The 24988-nt window shown below is 43.5% G+C and carries 24 protein-coding genes; 17 read left to right on the forward strand and 7 right to left on the reverse strand.

The features are described from left to right. Nucleotides 1-5 precede the first annotated feature (5 nt). Nucleotides 6-2642, forward strand: coding sequence for an ATP-binding protein (locus R7Q09_RS06230; protein WP_086047506.1), 2637 nt, complete (start codon nucleotides 6-8; stop codon nucleotides 2640-2642). A 68-nt stretch (nucleotides 2643-2710) separates the two neighbouring features. Here R7Q09_RS06230 and R7Q09_RS06235 read toward each other — a convergent pair whose 3' ends face one another. Together R7Q09_RS06235 and R7Q09_RS06240 are read right to left on the reverse strand one after the other, a co-directional pair. Continuing rightward, a complete protein-coding gene (locus R7Q09_RS06235) occupies nucleotides 2711-4054 on the reverse strand; it encodes an MATE family efflux transporter (protein WP_025767935.1) in 1344 nt (447 codons plus the stop codon). Between the two features lie 121 nt (nucleotides 4055-4175). Next, nucleotides 4176-4490, reverse strand: coding sequence for a DUF496 family protein (locus R7Q09_RS06240; protein ID WP_005373603.1), 315 nt, complete (start codon nucleotides 4488-4490; stop codon nucleotides 4176-4178). A gap of 220 nt (nucleotides 4491-4710) precedes the next feature. Between R7Q09_RS06240 and R7Q09_RS06245 the strand changes: the two genes are divergently transcribed. From R7Q09_RS06245 to R7Q09_RS06280, 8 genes are all read left to right on the forward strand, one after another. Further along, complete coding sequence (locus R7Q09_RS06245) at nucleotides 4711-4935, forward strand: hypothetical protein (protein ID WP_005385630.1); 225 nt, start codon at nucleotides 4711-4713, stop codon at nucleotides 4933-4935. 165 nt (nucleotides 4936-5100) lie between these two features. Then, nucleotides 5101-5751: a YceH family protein gene (locus R7Q09_RS06250; RefSeq protein WP_005373594.1), complete on the forward strand. Its 651-nt coding sequence runs from the start codon at nucleotides 5101-5103 to the stop codon at nucleotides 5749-5751. Further along, entirely contained in the window at nucleotides 5748-6065 is a 318-nt protein-coding gene (locus tag R7Q09_RS06255; protein ID WP_005373593.1) for a GIY-YIG nuclease family protein, read from the forward strand. The genes R7Q09_RS06250 and R7Q09_RS06255 overlap by 4 nt, the downstream gene beginning before the upstream one ends. Before the next feature lie 330 nt (nucleotides 6066-6395). Continuing rightward, a complete protein-coding gene (locus R7Q09_RS06260; protein ID WP_005385634.1) occupies nucleotides 6396-7493 on the forward strand; it encodes an autoinducer 2-binding periplasmic protein LuxP in 1098 nt (365 codons plus the stop codon). After that, nucleotides 7493-10069 (forward strand): quorum-sensing autoinducer 2 sensor kinase/phosphatase LuxQ, encoded by a 2577-nt coding sequence (gene luxQ, locus R7Q09_RS06265; RefSeq protein WP_017635176.1) that lies wholly within the window; start codon nucleotides 7493-7495, stop codon nucleotides 10067-10069. Before R7Q09_RS06260 ends, luxQ begins: the two co-directional genes overlap by 1 nt. A 295-nt stretch (nucleotides 10070-10364) precedes the next feature. Next, on the forward strand, nucleotides 10365-10820 hold the full coding sequence (gene slyA / locus R7Q09_RS06270) for a transcriptional regulator SlyA (RefSeq protein ID WP_017635177.1): 456 nt from the start codon (nucleotides 10365-10367) through the stop codon (nucleotides 10818-10820). A gap of 35 nt (nucleotides 10821-10855) precedes the next feature. Next, a complete protein-coding gene (locus R7Q09_RS06275) occupies nucleotides 10856-11914 on the forward strand; it encodes an HlyD family secretion protein (RefSeq protein ID WP_005373588.1) in 1059 nt (352 codons plus the stop codon). Between the two features lie 12 nt (nucleotides 11915-11926). Then, on the forward strand, nucleotides 11927-12964 hold the full coding sequence (locus R7Q09_RS06280) for a DUF2955 domain-containing protein (RefSeq protein ID WP_017635179.1): 1038 nt from the start codon (nucleotides 11927-11929) through the stop codon (nucleotides 12962-12964). 2 nt (nucleotides 12965-12966) lie between these two features. Here the strand turns inward: R7Q09_RS06280 and R7Q09_RS06285 are convergent, their stop codons facing one another. Together R7Q09_RS06285 and R7Q09_RS06290 are read right to left on the reverse strand one after the other, a co-directional pair. After that, nucleotides 12967-13629, reverse strand: coding sequence for a flagellar brake protein (locus R7Q09_RS06285; RefSeq protein WP_054576118.1), 663 nt, complete (start codon nucleotides 13627-13629; stop codon nucleotides 12967-12969). A 94-nt stretch (nucleotides 13630-13723) separates the two neighbouring features. Continuing rightward, on the reverse strand, nucleotides 13724-14650 hold the full coding sequence (locus tag R7Q09_RS06290; RefSeq protein WP_017635181.1) for a DMT family transporter: 927 nt from the start codon (nucleotides 14648-14650) through the stop codon (nucleotides 13724-13726). 148 nt (nucleotides 14651-14798) lie between these two features. Between R7Q09_RS06290 and R7Q09_RS06295 the strand changes: the two genes are divergently transcribed. Further along, a complete protein-coding gene (locus tag R7Q09_RS06295; protein WP_005373581.1) occupies nucleotides 14799-15254 on the forward strand; it encodes an Lrp/AsnC family transcriptional regulator in 456 nt (151 codons plus the stop codon). Nucleotides 15255-15259: 5 nt separating this feature from the next. Beyond that, nucleotides 15260-15883: a class I SAM-dependent methyltransferase gene (locus R7Q09_RS06300; RefSeq protein ID WP_225496404.1), complete on the forward strand. Its 624-nt coding sequence runs from the start codon at nucleotides 15260-15262 to the stop codon at nucleotides 15881-15883. A 526-nt stretch (nucleotides 15884-16409) separates the two neighbouring features. On the opposite strand, the gene R7Q09_RS06310 is transcribed toward R7Q09_RS06300, so the two are convergent. Next, complete coding sequence (locus R7Q09_RS06310; protein WP_318070613.1) at nucleotides 16410-16958, reverse strand: ATPase; 549 nt, start codon at nucleotides 16956-16958, stop codon at nucleotides 16410-16412. A 103-nt stretch (nucleotides 16959-17061) separates the two neighbouring features. On the opposite strand from R7Q09_RS06310, the gene R7Q09_RS06315 reads away from it, so the two are divergent. From R7Q09_RS06315 to secF, 4 genes are all read left to right on the forward strand, one after another. Beyond that, complete coding sequence (locus tag R7Q09_RS06315; RefSeq protein ID WP_053304530.1) at nucleotides 17062-17730, forward strand: SH3 domain-containing protein; 669 nt, start codon at nucleotides 17062-17064, stop codon at nucleotides 17728-17730. Between the two features lie 168 nt (nucleotides 17731-17898). After that, nucleotides 17899-18378, forward strand: a complete 480-nt coding sequence (locus R7Q09_RS06320; protein WP_005373572.1) for a hypothetical protein — start codon at nucleotides 17899-17901, stop codon at nucleotides 18376-18378. Between the two features lie 164 nt (nucleotides 18379-18542). After that, nucleotides 18543-20381, forward strand: coding sequence for a protein translocase subunit SecD (secD, locus tag R7Q09_RS06325; protein ID WP_318070614.1), 1839 nt, complete (start codon nucleotides 18543-18545; stop codon nucleotides 20379-20381). A gap of 2 nt (nucleotides 20382-20383) precedes the next feature. Beyond that, on the forward strand, nucleotides 20384-21286 hold the full coding sequence (gene secF, locus R7Q09_RS06330; RefSeq protein ID WP_005373567.1) for a protein translocase subunit SecF: 903 nt from the start codon (nucleotides 20384-20386) through the stop codon (nucleotides 21284-21286). Between the two features lie 60 nt (nucleotides 21287-21346). On the opposite strand, the gene R7Q09_RS06335 is transcribed toward secF, so the two are convergent. Continuing rightward, nucleotides 21347-21613 carry a hypothetical protein gene (locus tag R7Q09_RS06335; RefSeq protein ID WP_167416147.1) on the reverse strand — a complete coding sequence of 89 codons (267 nt, stop codon included), beginning with the start codon at nucleotides 21611-21613 and terminating at the stop codon, nucleotides 21347-21349. A 15-nt stretch (nucleotides 21614-21628) separates the two neighbouring features. Further along, entirely contained in the window at nucleotides 21629-22249 is a 621-nt protein-coding gene (locus tag R7Q09_RS06340) for a LysE family translocator (RefSeq protein ID WP_021035942.1), read from the reverse strand. 739 nt (nucleotides 22250-22988) lie between these two features. On the opposite strand from R7Q09_RS06340, the gene R7Q09_RS06345 reads away from it, so the two are divergent. Both R7Q09_RS06345 and R7Q09_RS06350 read left to right on the forward strand, forming a co-directional pair. Next, nucleotides 22989-23729 (forward strand): SDR family oxidoreductase, encoded by a 741-nt coding sequence (locus tag R7Q09_RS06345; RefSeq protein ID WP_005373555.1) that lies wholly within the window; start codon nucleotides 22989-22991, stop codon nucleotides 23727-23729. A gap of 12 nt (nucleotides 23730-23741) precedes the next feature. Beyond that, a complete protein-coding gene (locus tag R7Q09_RS06350) occupies nucleotides 23742-24950 on the forward strand; it encodes an acetyl-CoA C-acetyltransferase (RefSeq protein WP_031777157.1) in 1209 nt (402 codons plus the stop codon). Nucleotides 24951-24988: the final 38 nt, after the last annotated feature.

Here is a 24988-nt window from a genome sequence, read left to right on the forward strand (position 1 = left end):
GATGGATGTTGAGATTATCAATAAAAACACGCTTAGCACTCCTCGCACTATTACCCGCTGTGGTAATCGTGGTATTTGCAGTTCAGCAGTTTTCTGATAATGCGTTGCGCGTGAGCCGTCTCAATCAAACGGTTAGCAATATTCAAGGTTTCCAATTGATATCCAAGGCCTCCCACTTTATTTACTCCATAGAGAAAGTACGCCGACAGCCTGATCTTCAAGTCTCTGCAGCCATTAATATTGAAGAACAAGGTGAAGTTATTTCTTCTTTGCATCAAAAGTTTGTGAGTAACCCTAATACTGCTGAGTATGCTGATGAACTGAAAGAAGCCATGCTGGGGGTATTGTCAGGTAGATTGAGTGAGATGGACGACCTGGGTGATTGGGCATTTCAACAGCTCCAAAATATGTCGCGCTCTTTGTTGCAAAATCATCAATGGTATGGCAGTGACGATGGCATTCGCATGCAAAATTTTATTGCCTACCTTGCTCAGCTCTCTTTTTGGACACAGAAAGAAGCTTGGCTGACGAACCGTTTAGTCCAAGACCCTAAGAGTCGGCTAAGTCAAAGTATGTTTTATCAGGCGATTGACCGACAGCAGCAAAATTTGGATGCGTTTTTAAACTTAGGTGGGTCATACGAGCAAGTGGATAAATTGCTTGGCTTGTTTACTTCGCCGAGATATCAGAGAAACTTGGCGTCTCGCGGACAATTAATGTCAGGAGACATGTCACAAAGTGACTACGCCGCGTATTTAAAAGAACTCGATTTTCGTGTGCAGCGCTTACAAGTGCTCATCGATGGGTTCACCAAACAAACTGAGCAGTCGCTTCTCACGCAGGTTCATGAACAAAAGGCCAATATAGCCATGATCAGTTTTGGCGTTGCCTTAGTGGTTATCCTGCTTTGTTGGCTCGGATTTAGTACTTGGTTCCGCGTTAACAGCAAACTCGATGCGATCATTCATACTTTAAACGCGTTGATCAACTCCGAAGAGAAGCAAACAAAAGTCAAAGTTGATGGAAGTGATGAACTGACCATTTTTGCTCAGCAAGTGAATCGAGTGGTTGAAGAAATGCAGAGACAAACTGAAGAAATACTGCATGCAAAAGAGTCAGCAGTATCGGCTAATCGTGCAAAATCTGTGTTTCTTGCCAACATGTCACATGAAATCCGCACGCCCCTTAACGGGATCATGGGCATGACAGAAATACTCTCTCAAAGTGAGTTGTCTTCGCATCAACAAGAAGTTGTTGATGACATTGACTCCTCATCTCAAACGCTGCTTACTTTACTTAACGATATATTGGATCTCTCTAAAATCGAGTCTGGACGATTGGAGCTGTCACTAGTAGAAGCGGATATCCGAGAAGTCGTGTATCAGTCGATGATTTTATTCCAATCCAAAGCAACATCTAAACAGCTAAAGTTAGGTATTAATTTAGCTGAAAATATCCCCATTCGCGTGATGGTCGATGATCATCGTGTCAAACAGGTAGTTACGAATCTGGTATCGAATGCGGTTAAGTTTACCGAAAGTGGGCATGTATGCGTTGATGTTAGTTATGAGGAGTTACTTGAGAAAGAACGTGGAGTGCTGACGTTTAAAGTAGAAGATACCGGAATAGGCATTGATCAAGATAAGTTAACCACGATTTTTGAACCCTTTACTCAGGAAGATGAAGGAGTGTCGAGGCAATTTGGCGGTACAGGGTTGGGTTTGGCAATTTGTTGTCAGCTTGTGTCGATGATGGGGGGCAAGCTCGTAGCAACATCTACAAAAGGAGTGGGCACATGCTTTGAATTCTCGATTGAGGTTGAAGCAATTCCGGTGTTTGGCTGGCGTTCGGAGGTGATTAATAAAGGGCTTTTGATCTGCTCAAATTACGACTACGCCGACCAAGTATTAAAAGAGTGTCGCTTAGCGAAAATCAATCTCTTTGGTGTTAATAATGTGAATGAAGTGCAAGCGATAAATGATGACTTTGATGTCATATTTCTGTGCCACAGTAACGACGCTAATACCGATGAAATCTTGGATAATCTATCCTTTAATTACGATCTTCGCCGTGTGATTATTTGCCAGCATCATTTATCCACTCCCTACGAAAATGCAGAAAAAGTACATGCCGTACTCACATTACCTTTCCTTGGCAATCGATTTAAGCATGTCATTGATGATTTAGCTAAGGTTGAAAAGACTATATCAAGTGACAATGTCACCAATAATGTTGTCAGCTCTGAATATCGAGCGTCGCGCTCTCATCGGAGGATCTTAATTGCGGAGGATAATTTGATGAACCAGAAAATAGCGAGTTTTTTTCTGGATAAAGCAGGTTATGACTATTTGATAACAAGCAACGGTCAAGAAGCGTTAGAAGCCATCACAAAGGGAGAAGAATTCGATGCAATTTTAATGGACTGCATGATGCCCGTGATGGATGGACTGACCGCGACGAAAGAAATTCGTCGTTGGGAAAAGAAAGCAGGACGTGAAAAAACGATGATTATCGCACTCACTGCGAGTGTTTTGGAAGAAGACATCCACAACTGTTTTGCGGCAGGCATGGATGCTTATTTACCTAAGCCGTATAAATCGAACCAGTTATTTGAGCTCTTTAGTGAATTAAAACTCGCCTAGCTAACATTTCAACTTAGACAAGGCGTCAAAACGATAAAGCCCCACTTCAGGGGCTTAGTTCTGATTATTCATTGTTGTGCGTTGGCTTGCGCGCCTGCGAGTTTGCGTATGGTTTGGCGATAGGTTAGGTATGCGGAAACACCAGCTAACAGGTTGCCGATACAAGCGCCTAAGAGTAAACCTCGGATTCCATCCATTTGAGCGCCAACCCACAAGCACGGTAGGAAAAAGACAAACAAGCGCAGCGCTGAAATGGTGAGCGCGGTGTAAGATTTGCCTAATGCATTACAAAGAGAAACCATTAGCATACAAACCCCTAATGAACCCAAACTGATCGGCACTATCAGTAAATGCATTTCCAAGACTTGCTCCACTTGCACATCACTTGTCATCAATAATGCGAGTGGGTTTGCGACGGCAAATGTAATGGCAGCAATCAAAAGTTGGAAACCTAGAATGAATTTTACGGCAATACTGACGAGCCTTTGGATATCTTCATAGTTCTTTGCTCCAAGTAAGCGTCCAACCATTGGAGGCATAGACATTGTCAGCGCCAAGACCGAAACGATAGCAAAGAACTCATAGCGTGAACCAAGCGCCCAAGCGGCGACTGCTGCGGTTCCAAAGCTTGCCAATAATTTTGTTGCTAGCATGGAAGACAACGGTGGCAGCAGTTGGCTAATCATCGCGGGGCCCATAATGTTACCGATAGATGCAACACTTTTGGCTACGTTAAGATCTTGCCATTGTGTCGTTGCCCAGTGATTCTTCTTCACGCGAGGAGCGACGACTAAAATACCAAACCCAAAAGCGACGATGGTTGCTATTGCCGCTCCGTTAATACCCAAGTCAAACGTGAAAATAAATAGCGGATCGAGTACAAGGTTCACGCCGCTGGTTATCATCATCATTGTGCCAGGTAACATTGTATTGCCATTAGCTCGGCAGATACTGTAATAAAAATACAAAACCGCACCAGTCCATGAGCTTAATAACCACCAAGGCCAGTAACTGTCGATTATCGGCATAACAGATTCTGGAGCGCTTAATAGAGCTAAAATGGGGTAGCGCAAAAGCCAAATTAGCCCGCCAAAAATAGCGACACCAATTGAGCCGATCATCAATACTAATCCGCCAAGTTGTTTGGCATACCGACTTTCATTCGCTCCAAGAGCTTTAGAAATGACCGCTGTCGTTGCGATTCCTAGACCGACTTGAATGCCGATAATGACCATTTGCAAAGGCAGAGTGAAACCTTGAGCGGCTAACGGTAAAACGCCGAGCTGACCGATAAACGCGCTATCCACAAGCTGAAAGCTCATTAAAGACAGAACGCCAAAAAGCATTGGCCAGGTCATCGTAAATAATTGTTTTGCAAGCGTTGGTTGTGTACTTGTCGTAGTTGAAGACATAGAAAGCTGAATGCGTTAGAAATAAGAGTTAGATTGATTGTACACGGCGGTTAGTTTAGAGACAAAAATAAACCCCGAGGAAGATATTCTTGCTCGGGGTTCGAAAATCTAGCTTACGCGTTTATTTTTTGCCGCTAGTTTGCTTGTCTTCTTCAGTCAGCTCACGAATGCGACGGCTGATGTCACGACGTGCTTTAGAGATCTCAGCGCTTTTAATGATGTGGTCATCAACACGATCTTCATAGTCTGCTTTCATATTTTTGATGATTGCGACGATTTCATCGTGAGTCATTTCTGGTTTGATGTAGTCTAGAAGGTTTTCTAGAAGATCAACACGTTTACGGTTATCACGAACTTTCTTCTCGTTATCAAGAAGCTCACGTTTTAGTTTGTTTTTACGACGAGCTTGGTTAACGATTTCAAATACGCTACTCATAGTTCTCTTTCCTAATTTTATGAATATCTTCCTCGATTAAAGCACAACATCCAGTGGCATAACAGTCTTTAGATCAATAGCAATGCAGAGTTGAACATTTCTCAACCAATTGCGTTGTGTCCATATAATCGTGCTGCTTTCTTCGAGTTTTGGCCAACATTGTAGAATCCATCGATTCATTGTCATAACGTGGCCTTCACTATATTATCAACACCATTGAATGCAAAATGATGAACTTGATATGGACTCTGGTAACACTGCGGAGCAAGTAAATAGTCAAGATAATGAGCAAGTCACTCGCTCTGTGGCTGAAAAGTTAAAAACGGCGTATATCAACGCTCGCGAGCAACTCGAAATCATCGAAGTTGAGCTTAATCGTTCAAAAATAATGATGGTCGACCAAGATGGCAATTTGACGAGAGTGCCGATTCTCTCGGAGCATTGATACCTGACCCTATTCGTAAGGGGTGTCAGGTCTTACGCTATGCTTTAGCCTGACACCAACACCTGAACCGCTAACGCTTCTTGCACTGCTGTGTGAATTTATGGCGTATGATTTCGAAGCGATTTAGGTACAAAGTCAAATGCAAAAATAATAAGGAAATGCATTATGAAAGTTGAGCTAACGGCAATTGAAGCACGAGTTATTGGTTGCTTGATCGAAAAAGAAGTCACTACCCCAGATCTTTACCCCCTCAGCCTAAACGCATTAACCAACGCGTGTAATCAAAAAAGCAACCGTGATCCCGTGATGTCACTCTCTGAGTCAGACGTACTCGATGCCGTTGATGCTCTTATTGAGCGCAGGCTCGTCAGTGACGAAAGTGCGTTCAACAGCCGCGTCAGCAAGTATCAACACCGTTTCTGTAATACGGAATTTGGTGATTTAAAGCTGACAGAGCAGGAGAAGGGCATTGTATGCTGTATGCTTTTGCGCGGTGCTCAAACACCTGGGGAAATTCGTACTCGTACTAATCGTCTCGCGACATTTCATGATGTAAAAGAAGTGGAAACGGTCCTTGAGCATTTAGCAAGCGAAGAGAAAGGACCATTAGTGGTCAAATTACCACGTGAGGCTGGTAAGCGGGAGTCGCGTTATATGCATTTGTTCTGTGGTGATGTTGATGCGTCCGAACTTGCAGCGCCTGTGTCTGCTGCAAGCTCGAGCTCCGATCGAGTAAGTCAGCTAGAGCTCGAAGTCGCTCAGCTGAAAGAAGAGCTGGATGAATTAAAAGCTAAGGTTGAGTCACTGCTTTCATGATGGAAAATACAACGCAGCGTTGGAGTGTCTACCTGATACGAAATAACCGCAACGCGTTGTATTGTGGTGTTACCAATGATGTTGAACGAAGATTCAATCAGCACCAAACCGGAAAAGGAGCGAAAGCTTTGAAGGGAAAAGGCCCTTTGGTATTGGAATGGTCATCGGATTTTGACTCAAAGACGCTTGCCATGCGAGCAGAGTACTATATTAAGCAACTAACTAAAGCGAAAAAAGAGCTGCTCGTTATGTCAAAAGCAAATATTGTCGTCGACGAACATCAACAAATGATGTTAGAGATAGTGGCACTCTGATAAGCCCTTGCTACGCAAAGATACACGGAAACCGCCTATGTCACATTGGCGGTTTCTTTTTGTTTTTGGAGTACCATGTAGGAATAAACTGACGCATAATGGGCTGGTGTTCTGTTTAAAGGTCCTGAGTATGAAAAGCGCGAAATGTCTCTACGTCATCGAGACAAAGGAAGCGACTCAATGTACTTTATTTGCATCCACTCAGACCAAGAACCAATTTACTATTGAAACAGGCACTAAGAGGAAGGTAGATTACAAGAGTATAGGATGACTCGGCTAGGTAATGAATAGAGCTGAATTAGGCTCATAAAAAAGCTAAAAGAGCAGTAGATGAAAAAAGCGTTAGTATTCTCCCTGATTTCAATGGCCGCTTTTGCGCCGAATGTGCAGGCCACCCAAGTTCTTAATGGGTATTGGGCATATCAAGAGTTTTTAGACCAGTTTCCACAACAGAAGCAGCTAACTAGTGCGTTGGCTGAAGTGGTAAGAGAAACCCCTGTACCCGTAGCAAAAGACAAAAAGCGTCCACTGAAAATTTCTGTTGTTTATCCAGGGCAGCAGATCTCTGATTATTGGATTCGAAACATCGATGCGTTTGAAAAACGCCTAGATAAGCTTGATATCGACTATCAACTAAATCAAGTGTTTACTCGTCCTAATGCAGATATAAAGCAGCAAAGTTTGTCTTTAATGGAGGCGCTGAAAAGCAACTCCGATTACTTGATCTTTACTCTAGATACCACAAGACATCGTAAGTTTGTTGAGCATGTCTTAGATTCAAAGAAAACCAAGTTAATTTTACAAAATATCACCACACCTGTTAGGGATTGGGAACATCATCAGCCGTTTCTTTATGTTGGTTTCGACCACGCAGAAGGAAGTCGTGAATTGGCCGTTGAGTTTGGCAAGCGTTTCCCTAAACATAGCCACTATAGTGTTCTCTATTTCTCGGAGGGCTACATTAGTGACATCAGAGGCAACACTTTTATCAACCAAGTGAACCGCGATAACCAGTTTGAACTACAATCTGCTTACTACACCAAAGCAACAAAGCAATCTGGGTATGAAGCTGCAAAAGCCAGTTTGGAGAAGTATCCGGACGTTGATTTCATTTACGCGTGTTCTACCGATGTAGCATTAGGTGCTGTTGACGCTCTTAAAGAGTTAGGTCGTGACGATGTAATGATCAATGGTTGGGGCGGCGGTTCAGCAGAGTTAGAGGCGCTTTCTAAAGGGGAGTTAGACGTTACCGTTATGCGTATGAACGATGATACAGGTATTGCAATGGCTGAGGCCATTAAGTGGGATTTAGAAGGAAAGCCAGTTCCCACCGTTTACTCTGGTGATTTTGAAGTCGTTACCAAATCGGACTCTCCAGAAAGAATTGAAGCATTAAGAAAACGTGCATTTAGATACTCAGATAATTGATGACAACTACATCAAAAACAAGAAAGCGTCGCTCACTGTCGACGCTTATTACCAAAATAATTATTCTCGTACTTGCTCCGATCATTCTAGGCATCTTTGTTCAGAGTTATTACTTCTCGAAGCAGATTATTTGGCAGGAAGTCGACCGAACCAAGCAGCAGACCTCTGCCCTGATCCTGAACATTTTTGATAGCCATTTTGCAGCGATTCAGATTCATCACAACAGCAATTCGAAAAGTGATGTTGTATTGGATTTTTATACAGAACGTGATGAAGAGGCACTCAATTACTTTTTCATGAGTATTGACCAGAGTGATCCTTCCCATACACCAGAGTTTCGTTTCCTAACCGATCATCAAGGTATTATTTGGGACGATGGCAACGCGCATTTCTATGGCATCAACAATCTGATACTTAGCCGACTTGCCAGTCAGGTGACCTTTAGCAACAACTGGTATTATCTACCCTCACAGACCCCGATGGGAACTCGCCATCTGTTACTTCGTCGCGTACCCGTTTTACAACCTAAAACCGGTGAAGTGATGGGGTACTCTTACAATGTTGTTGTTTTAGATAATAACTTTGGGTTGATGGAAAGGTTAAAAAATGAAGGCAACGTCGACAATGTTGTGTTGGTCGCTAACAACACACCATTGGCAAGCTCATTAGTAGGAGATGAGGCTTATCAAATATTTGACGTACTCAAACGACGAGAGTCCCAGCACAAGCTTGACCAATTATTGATCATCAAAACCCCTATTGAGGTAAATGCCGCCGAGACTGACTTGTGCTTGCTTACTGTGCAAGACAATCAGAGCGTGGTGACATTGCAAATCCAACACCTGCTAGCAATGCTAGCCTCAGTTATCGGTATGGTCATGATTGCGCTGATGACTAAAGAATGGATCGAGAATCGAGTAGTTGAAGAGTTAGGATCCCTGATGGCATATACCCGCTCGGCTCGTGAAGAAAAAGGATTTGAGCGTTTTGAGGGGTCAGATATTGAGGAATTCGATCATATTGGTTCGACACTAGAAAACACTTTTGAAGAGCTTGAAGCACAAAAGCGGTCTTTCCGCGACCTGTTTAACTTTGCGTTATCACCTATTATGGTGTGGTCTGAATCGGGTGTACTTGTCCAAATCAATCCGGCAGCACGCAAAGAGTTAGTCATGGAAAACGATGTTGAAACCATGCACCCAGTGTTCAAAGGTTTCAAAGAAAAGTTGATGCCACACCTTCGCATGGCGGCTCAGGGAGCTACGTTGACAGGCGTTAATGTGCCAATTGGAGACAAAGTATATCGCTGGAACTTATCGCCGATTCGAGTTGATGGAGATATTAGCGGTATTATTGTTCAAGGTCAGGATATAACCACGCTAATTGAGGCGGAAAAACAGAGTAACTTGGCGCGCAAAGAAGCAGAGAAATCTGCTCAAGCCCGTGCCGACTTTCTGGCTAAAATGAGCCATGAGATCCGAACGCCAATCAATGGAATTTTAGGGGTTGCTCAATTGCTAAAAGACTCTGTGGAAACAGAAGAGCAGAATAACCAAATTGACGTACTTCGACATAGTGGTGAGCACTTACTTGCTGTTTTGAATGATATTTTGGACTTTTCGAAGATTGAGCAGGGTAAGTTTAATATCCAAAAGCACCCGTTTTCTTTCACTGATACAATTCGAACGTTAGAAAACATTTATCGTCCTATTTGTGAAAGTAAAGGCGTCAACCTTGTCATTGAAAACAAAATAGATCCCAATGTTGAAATCTTTACTGACCAAGTTCGTCTGAACCAAATTTTATTCAACCTAGTCAGTAATTCTGTGAAGTTTACGCCCTCGGGTAGCGTGCGCTTGCATGCTGAACTTGAGCAGTTCTATGGCGCTGACAATAGTGTGCTGGTCGTGGAAATTACGGATACAGGTATCGGCATCGAGTCTGACAAACTCGACCAAATGTTCGAACCTTTTGTTCAAGAAGAAGCAACAACGACTCGAGAATACGGTGGCAGTGGCTTAGGGCTGACCATTGTGAAGAGCCTTGTCGACATGCTGGAAGGTGATGTTCAAGTCCGCAGTCAGAAAGGTTTAGGAACGACTTTTGTCATTACAATGCCAGTGAAAGATCGTGAGCGAGTACTCACCCCTCTTGATTCGAGTTTGCGTGTTAAGCCAGGTGAACTATTTGCAGAGAGTCTCAAAGTGTTGTTGGTAGAGGATAACCATACTAACGCGTTCATTCTAAAAGCGTTTTGTAACAAGTACAAAATGCAGGTTGATTGGGCGAAAGATGGGTTAGAAGCAATGGAATTCTTAAAAGATCATACTTACGATTTGATACTGATGGACAACCAACTTCCGCATCTTGGTGGAATTGAAACGACCAAAGAGATCCGACAAAAGCTAAAACTAGGCACGCCAATTTATGCGTGTACTGCTGACACCGCGAAAGAAACCAGTGACGCCTTTATGGAATCGGGTGCGAATTACGTGCTTCTCAAGCCGATTAAAGAAAATGCGCTCCATGAAGCATTTGTGGATTTTAAGCAGCGGTTCTTAGTCGAGCGAACATGAATAATTGGCTCACTACGAGATAACCCAATTATTCATTATCTGAAAAGCACAACACCATGACAGTGGGTTGTGCTTTTTTGTATCTGACCCTTTTACTCTTATACAAATCAGACTTTATTGGTCTCGACGTTTGTTGTGTACATCGCTGCATTTCAAGTTCAAACATAGTGTTGTGTTACTTAGATTTCTGCCCCTTCACTGACACACCCAACGTGATTTCAATCACAAAAAGATATTTACTTAGCGTGCTAACTATTTTATATTACTTAGCACGCTAAGTAATTGGGTAGATCTTATGATTCAAGACATCAACAGTTTGCGAGACCTTTCTCTGGCTGAAAAATTATCTCGTGTTGCTCGTTTGTGGAAAATGGTTGCAGATCGCGAGTTAGAGCCTTTAAACCTAACGTATCCGCGTTGGACTGCGTTATGGAAGCTTTATCGAATGGGTGACAACATCAGTCAGAAGCATTTGGCTGAAGCGCTTGAGATCGAGTTAGCGTCGTTGATGCGAACATTAAAATTATTAGAAGAGCAATCTCTGATCGTTCGCCATTGCTGTGAACACGATAAGCGAGCACGTATTGTTAGCCTCACAGAAGAGGGGAAAACCCTACTAAAGCAAATGGAGGCTCGAATTCTTCAAGTTCGAAGCAAGCTCCTAACGGACATCAACGACCAGGAACTTCAGCAGCTTTCATTGATTCTTGATCAGATTGCTCACAATGCGCTTGATTCACTTAGCGAATAAGTCAGAAAACCGAATAAAAAGAGAAGTAAACGCCTATGACTCCAGATCAAAAATTCGCACGTTGGATCAAATATTCTTGCGTCGCGTTTGTCCTTGTCTTTGCCTATTTTCTAGTTGCAGATCTCGCCATGCCGTTGACGCCTCAGGCAATGGCAACGCGTGTGGTAACTAAAGTGGCCCCCCGTGTGAGTGGGCAGATTACGCATCTTTATGTTGCCAACAACCAAGAAATAAGCCAAGGCGATCTACTATTTCAGATTGATCCCCAGCCTTATCAGCTCGCCGTAGAAAAGGCTCAACTTAACCTTGAGCGTGTGATTCAAAACAACGAACAACTTGATGCTTCTATTGCTGCGGCAAAAGCAGACGTTGAAGCGAGCAAAATCGTGGCGGAACAAAAAGTTCGCGAAGCAAAACGTCTTAATACTCTGTTTCACCGTAATGGTACTTCGCAACAGCAGCGCGATGACGCACAGAGCAGTGCAACGGCAGCTAAAGCGAACTTACTGGCCGCACGTGCTCGTTTAAAAGAGTTGGAAGTAAACCGCGGTGATTTAGGCGCGACGAATGTGAATATCCGCGTAGCGCAAAACCAGCTAAAACAAGCGGAACTTAATCTGTCTTACACTCAAGTCTCGGCGGAACATGATGGCGTTGTCGCTAACTTGCAGCTGGAGACGGGGGCCTATGCGGCAGCTGGTACACCTCTTGTCGCTTTAGTCTCCGATGACGTGGATATCATTGCCGACTTTCGTGAAAAGAGTTTACGACACTTTAATCAGAACAGCCGTGCGTTAGTGGCTTTTGATAGCTTGCCTGGTGATGTATTTGAAGCTCGTATTACGAGTGTGGATGCTGGGGTCAGCTCGGGTCAGTTCGATGCGGATGGTCGCTTAGCAACACCAACTGACTCAAACCGTTGGGTGAGAGACGCGCAGCGCTTACGTTTACATTTAGCTATCGATGAGCCTCAGCAGCGTGCATTTCCAGCAGGGGCACGAGCAACCGTGCAGTTGCTGCCAGAAAACGCATTATCTGGCTGGTTAGCGAGATGCCAGATCCAATTCTTGAGTCTTCTTCATTATATTTATTAACGAGGAGGCGATATGAAGTTATGGGACCACCCCATGTCGGAAAACGACTTCCGTCAGTGTTTGCGCATTGCAACTGGTGCGACTATTGGTTTCACTTTATGTAAAGTATTTGGTTGGAACTATGGCGTATTCTTTACTGTAACCCCGATGTTGTTACTTGGAATGGTGCCAGTCATGAGTCTACATGCCGCACGACAACTGATTTTTTCAGCGGTTGTGTGTGGATTAGAAGTTGGTGTGCTTGGTGGGTTATTTGGTGGGCACCCAGGCATGATGACAATCATTGCATTCGGGTTGTTCCTATATAAATTCGCCTGTATGTCAAAAGGGAGCTTGTTCTTATTTGGAGCGAACAGCGTACTGAGCTTAAGCATCATGCTGCATTTTGCTAGTTATCCAACCACTGACTTAAATGACCTAATATTTAGCAACCTGCAAGCGAATGTTATTTCAGTGATCGTTGCTTATGTGGTGACATTTTTGATTCCCGATGCGGAACCTCGTCAGCCACCAGCGAAACCGTCGCAGCCTAAACAGAGTCATCGCATGCGTCATGAAGCCCTTATGGGGGCGAGTATCGCTACAATGTCTTTCCTTGTATTCCAGCTATTTGACCTCAGTGACTCTATGTCTGCTCAGGCGACAACCTTGCTTTTATTGTTTCCTATGCATTGGAACGGTGCTTTAGGGTATGCGCGAAAAAGAGCAATGGGGACCTTGATGGGGGTGACCTTTGGTATCGTCGGACAACTTGTATTATACGATTGGTCGGATACCTTATTGTTTATCGTCCCATTGCTTTGGATTGGGGCTATGATGTTCAGCTATATGCACGTGAAAGAGTCTAGCGGTTCGGGAGCCGGATTTGGCGGCTTAACCACATTAGGCATTTTGTTCGGCCAATATCTTACTCCGGATGGTGACTTAATGTTCAGTGCGCTGTATCGCGTGAGCAGTATTTTGTTTGCTATTGTTGCGACGCTGCTTGTGACCTATACGGTTCACAGAATACTCAACAGCTTTGAGGCGACGCGCTTTAGCGAGCAGTAAGTTCAGACGTTACTGGTTAGAAAGGATTGCTCCAGTAACTCTGTTTTTAGTTCGTGAGTCATCGCAATGGGACTGGCAAACTTAATTCCAACTACCCATCCCTTCACCAATTTCTTAATGTTGGCAATGACACATCGATTTTCTTCTCCGATATAGTGGCTTAACGGGCATTCGATGGTAACACTCTCACCCACGTTGAATTCGGGCTCAATCAAGGTTGATATACCAACACCTGCTAGAGAAAAATCGATAAGGCTACCGTCGTAGACATTCCCTGCATGAATAACGTTACAGTCCATTTGCAACTTGTAACGCTCATGTTCCCGAACTGGTTTGGTTGCAAATGTTCCTGGAATGCGGATAAACAAAAGGGGGGATGGTCGAACGGTCGTCGTCAGCACGCTGGACTTAAACGCAATGACATGGCCTAACTCCGTATCTGATACTCCACGCACGATGATATCGGCGTTGGGGAGTTTTCTCATCACTTGCTCTTCAAGCAAACGCATTGGTATATCAAGAATCAAATAAGCATTTTCTTTCATCCCAAGATAAGTGGTGGAATACGTATATTGATCCTTAGGCCCAAATTCGAAATTAGTAGAAAGTTTCATTCCCGGTTTGAGAAACCTATGCAGTTCATCTTTAGTATGAGTGGCTGGCATCACATTGGCGTTTTAATTTTTAGTTAAGCTGAGGCTATCAAAACGCCATTTTGTTATTCAAGATAGTAAGGCATAAGTTTTTGTAAAATCATCGCTATCTGTGAAGTGGTGGGCGATAAGTTTGGCTCATTCCACCTTTCATAAAGATTTGGCTTGCCACAATACTGCCGCATGTGACCAACATCAGCGCTAACCAAGTGAGAGAATCTGGTTGTTCACCAAAAATTGGAACGGCAAGAAGTGTCGCGACGACTGGAGTTAATGAACCAAAAGCTGCGCTGGCTTCGGCACCGATGATCCTAATTGCATAAATGAAAGTGAAAGAAGCGATTAAACCTGCGCCAACACCTTGTAGCATCGCGTGGCCAAATAACTCCTCCCATGGCCACTGGCTGAACGGTGTTACCACCAAATAACTGTCTACCCACCCGAAACCAACGGCGATGATGAGCAGAGCCAAAGACGCAATTGCAACGAATCCTGCACAAACGTGTGCATTAAGATTGGCGACACGAGCGCTGATGGTGAAAGCAGCCCACATGATGCTGCCAGTTAGAAACAGGATATGCCCTTGTAATTGAGACCAGTTGTACTCTGCGCCGCTATTAGAAAGAAGGAATACGAAAATCCCTAACAACACCGTAGAAAGCCCTATTAAGCGGTGAGCACTCAGCGACTGTTGATAACAAAGTACCGCGATAGCAGAAACAAACAATGGCAAAGTGCCAGGTACTAATGCACTGCCGTGCGCCACGGGAGCGAAATGCATAGCCGTTCCGACGACCAGAAGATAGGGAAGGCCGCTTCCAACCACAACACCAACCAGGTAGCGTTTAGGCACGACGCGCAGCGACTGTTTATGCTTAATCACAAATGGTAATAAAATTATACTTGGGATGAGAAAGCGAACTAACGCGATATCGGCTGGCTGCAAGGCAGAAATTGCGCCCCCTTTTAAAGAAATAAAGAAACCAGACCAAAGCAGTAAGGTCGTTAATATAGCTGCGTATCCCAAGATCATTATCGACATGTCCATTTGTAAATGATGTGTTAATTGTTGAATAAAACTCTTGCCAAAGGGAGGCAAAGTTTGACGTAATTAGGCTTGATGTTGGTGATAAATTGCGTATAAGTGTTAATTGTTGGTGATTAAAGGCATGGAAGAATAGATGGATAAAATTGACAGGCAACTTATCAACCTAATGCAGAAGGATGCCACTCTGACAACGGCAGAACTTGCTGACCAAGTAGGGCTATCGGCATCACCTTGTGCAAGACGCATTAAGCGTTTGGAGCAGGAAGGTGTAATAAGTGGTTATCGAGCTATTGTGTCCAGAGACACTGTAGGCATCGCGATGACTGTATTTGTTGAAGTGAGTTTAAATAACCACCAAGCTTCTTCGATTGATGAGTTTGAACATGCCGTTGTTGAGATGGATGAAGTGATCTCATGCCATGTCGTATCAGGGGCCTATGATTACCTGTTAGAGGTGGTCAGTAAAGATCTCGCTGGTTATGAAACATTTACTAGAAAGTTACAGCGATTAGAAAATGTGAAAGATATTCATACCCACCTGGCGATTAGACAAGTGAAAGGAAATGGCAGTTTGCCGATTTATGCATAAGAAAGATGAAATTTTTCGATAGACTTAAGATTGCCCGCTATCATCGAAAGCGATATAGACAGTTTGGTAAAGACAGAGCCCGAACTCTGGGATGGGCAGATAAGTATAGTCAGATCAGCCGTTTTGAGGCGTTGTGCCGAGGGTTAACGTTAGACGGTTCAAGTATTTTAGATATTGGGTGCGGCTACGGAGACTTGTTAGCGTTTATCGAACTTACGGGGGGGCTTCCTCAAAGCTATATTGGCATTGATCAGCAAAAACAGTTTATCTCTGAAGCCAGAAAACGAGATTTTCGTACGCAAAGTAAGTTTATATGTGGCGACTTTTCAACGTTGGTATTGCCTCGTTGCGACTTTGTTTTTGCTTCCGGATCATTGAACTATCAATCCACCAACCCAAATCATACCATTGAAATGATTGATAAAATGTACCGAGCGACAGAGAAAGGTTGTGTGTTTAACTTGTTGGATGAATCCAAACTACCCAGCATGAAAATGTTAGCGTCGCACAATAAAGAAGGTGTCTTTCGCTATTGTCGGTTGCTGTGTCCGAATACACGATTGATTGAGGGGTACTCCGAGCACGACTTTACGATTGCCATGATCAAAAAAGCGGGGTCCGTTTCCTGACTCCGCCTTATAAATTCTTAAGCCTTATTGGTTTTTGTATTGTGAGATTTCACAGTTACCTGTGTATCTATCAACCTTGAATGAGAAAGCGGCTGAATGGTATTCCCTCCCATCACTCCATATTGTTTCTCCGAAGATTTTACAAAGATCCAAATCACTGATTGAACCGAACTCTTTTACGTGCCTAACTACTGACAAAAACTTGGCTTTGGTAGCATTAGGACATTCCCTGTTACTTAATCGATTGATAACCATGTTTGTAGCATCATCTCCAGCCAAATGTGACTTTTTATTAAATTTTATTAATGGCTAAACTAACCAAAAAATGTCCATAAGTAAAGCATTAATGTGACGTATGTCTCTATAAATTGATTGTCTTGGTCATGGTTTAGTCAAGTTTGTCAAAGGGAACAATCCCATTATTTACATTTGATATCATTCACGACTAAGGAAAGATAAAAAGCACGAATAACGTCCAATATTGGAGTGAAAAACCAACATCGTCTATTCAAAACTGGCTCTGTTTTTACTTCGAAACATCTTGAGCGTATTGAAGCGCTCGGGCTTCTTTATCATAGACTTGTGACAGAGTTTGATATTGTGAAGAGAGGCGCTTGTAATCTTCAGCAAGTTCCAAAGCGTTGGTGTTATACCATTCCGCAGTTATTTGATTGGCTGTTTTGTTTGACTCGCGGCACTTCTGGGCCAGTATCTCCCACCCATTTGCTGACCATTGGGACTGTGTTCTCAATTTAAGCAGCTGATTCGCTTTAGTTGTGAGCTCTTCTTTGTATTGAATCGATGCTTTTAATTGCGCTTTGAACACATTTTGGTTCGACTTGGCACGCCAAAGTAGCACGAGCTCATGCAGTGAAAAGGTTTCGGACAATAACTGACGCTGTTTATGTTCGGTTAAAAGTGTATTGAATACCTCAACATGCTGATTGTAATTGGACTCTAAGCGATTGAATTGGGTAAGATTGTCATTCCACGACGATGGGTTACATTGAATATTGGCGTGCCCCGTTATCGGGAACAGAAGAAATAGTAGTATCCAATTGAGTCTGTTGATCATTATTGCTCGCGTTAGTTGACCTGCTCTTTTGAGTATATACCCAAATTTCTACGACATGCGTGCTGCTGGTGGGATAAGAATAAAGAATGAAAAGGAAAAGGGCATGAAGAAAATTCTCGTCGCATTGATTGTCATGCTGTTGCTCGGCGGAGCGGGGGCTGGATACTATTTCTTCTTTATGCAGAAAGATGAACCTGAAGCACCAAAGGCTACACAAGTCGAGCAATCGTCACTGCAAAAAGAAACATCCAAACCGATTCTGGATTTAGAAGCCGTTCCCCCGGAAGTTACCGAGTACTACGTTATTGAGCGTCGTGTCAATGTTTACAACAAGCCTAACCCTAATGCTTTAGTTGTCGATACGCTCTATAAGGGAGAAAAAGTATCGGTGTTAGAAAAAGTAGATGGGTGGTACCGAATCTCCGGTTATCTTGTCTATGAAGAGGGTGGAGAAGAAAAAGCCGAATGGTTGAATGCTGAAGGGTTATCGGATGCAGAGCCAGTTATTAAAGAGCAAGAGCGCTTAGAGATATTGGATGAATACCTACAGAAGTCGGATGATTTAAAAGTTCACTTGGATATTTTCCGTAAGAAAACACAGCAATTGTTAGACGATGAAACCTGTGATCCGAGTGATTTTGAGGAGCTCGGTGGTTGGGTGCGTTCTGTGACGTTCAAAAAGCGCAACGTTTACTTCATCTATTGTGGCGGTTTGGAGCAAGAGAATAAGATCTACTTAGATGTTGATAAGGGCGAGATTTTTTATCGATAGCTCACCACTAATTACACTCGTTCTCTAAAGACGTTTTGATAAAAGCAATAACGATGCAAACCTGAAATCAGAGATTTATAACTTTTTAGTTGTGAACCATAATCAATAGGAATACTATCATTAAGCCAAGTGACCTAACTTGGTTCTTTGTTTTTTTAGTGAGTTCCTATGCCTTGGATTTACCTTAGAAAATTGATTTTGCTGCTATTTGCAATGGTATTGCTACCAGTGCATGTATCTGCTGCGCAAATCGATCACAAGGCTCACGTACCGCACTTTTCTAAGCTACAACCTTTTGTAGCCGTAAGTGTATCGCCAAACTCTTCCGTCGATTTTTCTGAAGTTTCAGAAGAAAGCTCTCAATCTCCAGTATCTGAAGGTCATGCAAGTCTCGATTCCGTTGCTTTGTTTAACTCTCAGCGCTGGACGTCTTACTTACGGGAAGGGCTTGATGACGAGCACGTAGATTTTGTCGGCGATCTCACTACTCCGTTTTACGCTGATGCGGGTTACGCATACAGCTTGATGGACATTAACTGGCGTCACAACCAGTCCACATTTTATCATTTCACAAGCGATCATCGCATTTCTGGTTGGAAAGAGACCAATGCCATGTACGTCGCACTCAATAGTCAGTTTTCTGCCTAAACACCATCTATTTGCACCATTGTGCACTCTTAGCACGACGATTGTATTCGACAGGACGTGAGCGTTCTGAGCATTTCATACCCTGAATTTATTCTGGGAGCATCTGTCGTGTGTTAAGCCTTGTTATTAAAAGCTTCACTTCATTGTGAAGGGATGATGTTTACATGAAAAAAACACCAAAGCAGCAAAAGAACAGAAAGCTGATGAATCACTACTCAGCTTGGAAATATGTCGTATTAATCACGACAGTCATTATTTTAACCCTAAGTGCTATACCAACTTGGTTTGGTGAACAGCCTTCTATCCAGTTGACGTTTGCGGATCAAAACAACAGCGAAATGTCGGTTGTTCATCTGAATCAACTGCTAAAAACCAACCATATTTCAGCCGACAAAATTATCGAAAAAGACGGTAAAACAACCATTGTATTCGATGGTGAAGATGCGCAAAGTAAAGCTCGTGCGTTGTTAAATAAAGAGCTAAATAAAGACGACAGCATCACTTTCTCATACGTATCGGTTGCGCCAGAATGGTTGAATGAGATGGGCTTTAGCCCAATTAAGCTCGGTCTTGACCTTCGTGGTGGCGTTCAGTTTTTGTTGAATGTTGATGTGAATAAAGCGTTTGAAGAACAACGTGATGCGTTGATTGATGAAATCAAAGCGAATCTACGTGATCAACGTGTTCGTGGTGTGCAAGTTCGAGCAGAAAGTGGCAACCGAATTACGGTAAACAGTGACAGCGAGCAAGCATTGTCGGAAGTGAACAAGTTCTTGCGTCAAAACTACCCGGGCTGGATTTCAAAAAGTTCATCTCGTGGCTTTATGCTTGAACCGAGTGAACAAAATATCCAAGAATTTCAATCGTCGACTCTTCAACAAAACCTGAAGATCATGCGTGGTCGTATTGAAGAACTTGGTATCACAGAAGCACTAGTGCAACGCCAAGGTAAAGAGAGCATTCGAATTGAGCTCCCTGGTGTACAAGATCCTGCTCAAGCGAAAAACGTTATTGGTGCAACAGCAAGCTTGGCGTTTTATGAAGTGAAAGATGCGAGCCAAGCACACAGCAGCCAAGATCTTGTTCTTCAAGATAATGATGGTCGTACTGTGATTTTGTCAAAACGACCAGTTCTAACGGGCGAGCACATCGTGAACGCTCGTGCTGGTGTCGACAAAATGGGCATGTCAGAAGTCAATATTTCTCTTGACCACGCTGGTGGTAAGAAAATGAGTGACTTCTCAGCAACTCACATCGGCAAGCCAATGGCGACCGTTTACCGAGAGTACAAAACAAACGATCGCGGTGTAACTGAGCGTAGTGAGCGCGTTATCAGCGTCGCGACTATTCAATCTCAGCTTGGTAGCCAGTTTCGTATTACTGGGGCAGGTAGCATGGACGATGCGCAGCAGTTGGCGCTATTGCTTCGCGCGGGGTCACTGACCGCGCCGGTTACTATTGTGGAAGAGCGAACAATCGGCGCTTCTCTGGGTGCAGAAAACATTGAAAACGGTTTTGCAGCACTGGCTTTAGGTATGGGACTAACACTGACCTTTATGGCACTTTGGTACCGCCGCTTAGGTTGGGTAGCTAACGTGGCGCTTTGCGCCAACATGCTTTGTTTGCTTGGCTTAATCGCCTTGTTACCAGGAGCGGTTCTAACGCTTCCGGGTATTGCCGGTTTAGTGTTAACCGTCGGTATGGCAGTAGACACCAACGTTATTATCTTTGAACGTATTAAGGACAAAATGCGTGAAGGCCGCAGCTTCGCTCAAGCGATTGATCTTGGCTTTGACAGCGCATTCTCGACCATCCTTGATGCCAACATTACTACCATGATCACCGCCGTGATTTTGTACGCCATCGGTAATGGCCCAATCCAAGGCTTTGCCTTAACACTCGGATTAGGTTTGTTAACCAGTATGTTTACAGGCGTATTTGCCTCTCGAGCAATGATCAATTTAATTTGGGGCCGCGATGCCCGTCGTGATGTGAGGGTTTAATCATGGTCGAAATGCTAAAACAAAATATTCGTAAAATTCGCTACTTTACTACGCTAGTTTCCATCATTTTAACGGTGATCGCGATCGTCGCTCTAGGCTTTAAAGGGTTAAACCTAGGTTTGGACTTCACTGGCGGTATGGTGACAGAAGTAAAGGTAGATAAGCAGCTAACTAACCATGATCTGCTTGACGTTCTGCAACCAAAGCTTGGTGAATCTGCGTCAGTGACACGCTCTGGTGAAGATGGCCGTTGGGTGATCCGTTACTCTGCGCCGGAAGATGGACAAACGTTGCCAAGTGTAGAAGAGGTGTTGAAGCCAATCTCTCACCAAGTTGATGTTGTCAGCAACAGTATAGTTGGCGCTCAAGTTGGCCAAGACTTGTTTGAACAAGGTGGCTTAGCATTGTTGATTTGTGTGTTGAGTATTCTCGGTTACTTGTGTTTCCGTTTTGAGTGGCGTTTGGCAAGCGGTTCACTGTTTGCTTTGGCTCATGATGTGATCTTAGTGCTTGGTTTCTTTGCAATTACTCAAATGGAGTTCAACTTAACCGTTTTTGCTGCTGTGCTGGCGATTTTAGGTTACTCATTGAATGACTCGATCATCATTGCAGACCGAATCCGTGAGCTGTTGATTGCGAAGCAGAGTTGGAAAACAGAAGACATCAATGACCAAGCTGTTATTGCGACGTTTTCACGCACTATGGTGACATCTGGTACGACATTGATCACTGTTGGTGCATTATGGATTATGGGAGGAGCGCCTTTGGCTGGTTTCTCAACCGCCATGTTTATTGGCGTTCTGTCGGGTACATGGTCTTCGATTTCGATTGGTACTGTGCTGCCTGAGTGGTTGAAACTGGAGCCGAAACATTATCTGCCTGTTGAGATCGACGCTGCGCCATAGCATCGTTCTTTTAAGGTAAAAGTGCTTGCGCCACTCATCTTGAGTGGCGCTTTTTTGTGCTTATTTCACGCGCATCAAGCGATGTTTCACAAGTCCCAAGTCGAACTCTAAGACTTGTGAGCGCTTCATTGCTTCGACTTTATTCAACATTGGCTCTTGGTAGCCTTTCTTCTTCATCCACTGAAGAGGTACAGAGAAAGCATCTTCATTAACGACATAAGACTCGCCTTTATGCTCACCGGTATAGACGTTCACAACCCAAACTCGGGCTTGAAAGTCCAATACTTCACCCATGACTTTAGCGATTTTATTCAGAATATTTTTCATTGTTTCCAGTTTGCCTTAGCTTAGTAGCAACCAGACACCAACTCCCATCATTAAAGTGCCTGCGATACGGTTCATTAGACGTACATTCTTAGACTGACCTAATACGTGTTTCAATCCTTTACCACCAGTAGCGTACAGAGACATGCAAATGAACTCAAACAGTAAAATAATGGAGACAAGTATGATCAGTTGCGGTGCAAGCGCTGCGTTTTGGTCTATAAAAGGCGGTAAAAGAGAAATCATAAATGCCCAGCCTTTTGGGTTTGCGATTGCGGTAACGAAGCCTTGCATGATCAGTGCGATATTGTCACTCTTTGGTGTTTCTAAGTTGTCGACATTAATCGCAAGTTTCCCTCGCGATCGCCACATTTCAACACCAAGATAGAGTAAATAACCGCCACCAATGAACTTTAACGCGATAAACATCCAAGGATAATTGAGCATAATCGCAGCGATACCTAACACCGCAGAGACTGACACCAGCGCAACACCGAGAAGCTCTCCTATCATCATCCATAACGTGCGACGATAACCGATACTCATACCTAACGTTAGGGCGAGAGTCATGCACATACCAGGCGTGATTGAGACAAAAAAGAAAGTAGGGATGAACATACTGAGCAATGCAAGATTCATATCTGTTGATGATTTAGTGATTAAAGAGAAGCCACAAAGATAGTGCAAAGTGGAAAAGGATGCTACTACAAAGCGAACGATTACTTTCACTAGTAGCTAGTTGATGTTCTTCGAATATATAAATTTAAAATGAAATTATATTTTAATCTATGCGTAATAATAGTGCGTATTGCACCAGTATGAGACAAGCTCTTATATCATTTTTAGATTAAATATATTTAATTTATTATATTTTATCGGTATTAATCATCACTGTATTAAAATAATCGAATTGATAACTAAATTATCATTAAATGCAGTAATTAAATGATATGTTTGATAATTATTTTTACTGATAATTGAATTATTATTCTAATCTGAAGTTTGTTGTAATCATATAGGCTTAAAATTCAGATCTTAAATCATGACATAATGTAACGTCTACCATTCTGTATGTAAGTGCATGATATTTAATAATTATGTTTCTATTTCTGTTGGTGTGGCTTTTGTGGAAGTGTGATTTAAAACAATGACTTATGTAAAGTTAACCATTTTATAACATTTCACGGATAGTGAGATCTAAATCAATCTTATGCAATTGGGTGAGTTTTTTATTTGAAATGTAATATTTCTAGGTTAACTTAAAATAAAGGCAGCACGGGATTGGTTGTCAAAAGAATAAATAAATACGTCAGTTGGTGAACTATTTCATCAGTGTATTAAGTTTGCTTTTTAAATGCCGTTAAGAATGGAGTCTTCAATGAAGAAAGTCGCTTTGATCACTGGATCAAAAGGCGGAATTGGTTCTGCTATTTCCTCTCAATTAGTTAATGATGGCTACCGTGTAATTGCTACATATTTCACAGGTAACTACGAATGTGCGCTGGAGTGGTTCAACAGCAAAGGGTTTACCAAAGATCAGGTTCGCCTTTTTGAGTTGGATGTAACAAACACGACAGAGTGTGCAGAGAAATTGGCGCAATTGCTTGGGGAGGAAGGAACCATTGATGTTGTTGTCAACAACGCAGGAATCACACGTGATGGCGTGTTTAAAAAGATGACTGCGCAAGCTTGGAATGATGTCATCAATACCAACCTCAATAGTTTATTCAACGTTACGCAACCCCTCTTTGCTGCAATGTGCGAAAAAGGCGGTGGTCGTGTCATCAATATCTCTTCAGTCAATGGTCTTAAAGGGCAGTTTGGTCAAGCAAACTACTCGGCGGCGAAAGCTGGGATGATCGGTTTCTCTAAAGCCTTAGCATACGAAGGTGCTCGCTCGGGTGTGACAGTTAATGTTATCGCTCCGGGTTACACGGGTACGCCAATGGTTGAGCAAATGAAGCCAGAAGTGCTGGAATCCATCACGAACCAAATTCCAATGAAACGTCTTGCGACACCAGAAGAAATTGCAGCATCAGTGAGCTTCTTGGTCAGCGATGCGGGCGCCTACATCACCGGAGAGACTTTGTCGGTGAACGGCGGCCTATACATGCACTAAGGAGAGAAGATGATGGAAAAAGTATTTATCGTAGCGGCGAAGCGTACTCCAATTGGTGCTTTTGGTGGCAGCCTGAAAAATACTTCTGCTGGCGATCTGGCAGCAGTAGCGATTAAAGGCGCGTTGGAAGCGGCAAAGTTGCCTGGCGACAAGGTTGACGAAGTGATTGTTGGCAACGTTGTTGGTGCAGGTCAAGGAATGGGTGTTGGCCGCCAAGCGGCACTGTTTGCGGGGATTCCTGAATCTGTTCCTGCATATGGCGTAAACATGGTTTGCGGTAGTGGCATGAAAACGGTCATGGATGCCGTGTCCCATATCCGTAGTGGCGATGCTGAGATCGTTGTTGCAGCGGGTGTTGAAGTCATGTCTCAGATTCCGTTTGCCGCACCAAGCAGCATTCGTGATGGCAACAAAATGGGCAATCTGGAGCTAAAAGATCTGCTCGTAGCGGACGGTTTAACCGATGTTTACAACCAATATCACATGGGTGTGACGGCAGAAAACGTAGCAAAACAAATCGGCTTAACTCGCCAGCAGCAAGACGAATACGCGCTGTCTAGCCAACAGAAAGCGGTAGCCGCTATCGAAGCTGGCAAATTTCAAGACGAAATTGTGCCAGTGGAAGTAAAGCAACGCCGTGAAACCGTGATGTTTGATACGGATGAATACCCAAAAGCGAACGCGACAATGGAAGCCTTAAGCAAGCTACGTCCTGCTTTTGACCGCGAAGGCACTGTGACTGCAGGTAATGCATCAGGCATTAACGATGGCGCGAGTGCGATTATCGTGGCGTCTGAAAGCGCAGTTAAAGCGCATGGATTAACGCCGCTTGCTGAGATCGTAAGCTATGCGCAATCGGGTCTTGATCCGAAGATCATGGGCCTAGGTCCTGTTGAGTCGGTCAATAAAGCACTCGAAAAAGCGGAACTCACAGTAAATGACATTGACGTTTACGAGTTAAACGAAGCATTTGCAGCGCAAGCACTTGGCGTGATTCATCAGTTGGCGGAAACAAACCAAGTTCCAGTTAACGCGATTCAAGATAAAGCGAACTTTAACGGTGGTGCTATCGCGCTAGGACACCCGCTTGGTGCATCTGGCAACCGAATCTTAGTCACGCTGGTTCACGAGCTTCATAAGCAAAATGGTCAATATGGCGTTGCTTCACTTTGTGTGGGCGGCGGCATGGGCACGGCTGTGGTTGTAAAGACAGTTAAGTAATTATTTAAACGGACATTTTTAATTCTTTCTCTAGGAGA

The organism is Vibrio sp. 2130-1 (genome assembly GCF_033339515.1).